At 67.0% G+C, this 436-nt stretch carries 1 protein-coding gene; it reads right to left on the minus strand.

Going from position 1 to position 436, the window contains the following annotated elements:
- On the minus strand, nucleotides 1-249 hold a 249-nt coding region (locus K9U41_RS23290), incomplete at its 3' end, for a hypothetical protein (RefSeq protein WP_282643208.1).
- Nucleotides 250-436: the final 187 nt, after the last annotated feature.

Raw genomic sequence — 436 nt, forward strand, 5'->3', positions numbered from 1 at the left:
CGTGTCGCGCACCGAGTTGTACTCGATCCGTTCCGCGCCTTCCGCGAATTCATGGGGCGACATGCGCCTCATGGCGGCCTCACGCTCATGCGCCGAATATGCTTCGGACAGGGAAGCGTTGGTCAGCTCGAAGGCAAGAACGCCCATCGCGTAAGGACGACTGCCCGTGTACGCCTGCCCCAACACCACCTCTCTGCCATGCGGGCGGAAGTACGCGGTGGACACTTCCGGGTCCACGCGGACATTCACGGGCCCTTCCGCATCCACGGTCGCCATCGTCCGCCGGAACGTCTCGGACCCTGCGTACACCAGAGAGAGGTCATGGATCGCCTGGCCCGCCTGCGCGTCCGCCGGGTGGTGCCTCAGCGTGCGGGCGGACAGGTGCGCCCATTCCTGTTCGCGCTGGTGCATCTCGGCCGCGCCCGGGCCATACCAG

The sequence above is a fragment of the Xanthobacter autotrophicus genome (genome assembly GCF_029991245.1).
GTDB lineage: Bacteria > Pseudomonadota > Alphaproteobacteria > Rhizobiales > Xanthobacteraceae > Xanthobacter > Xanthobacter autotrophicus_C.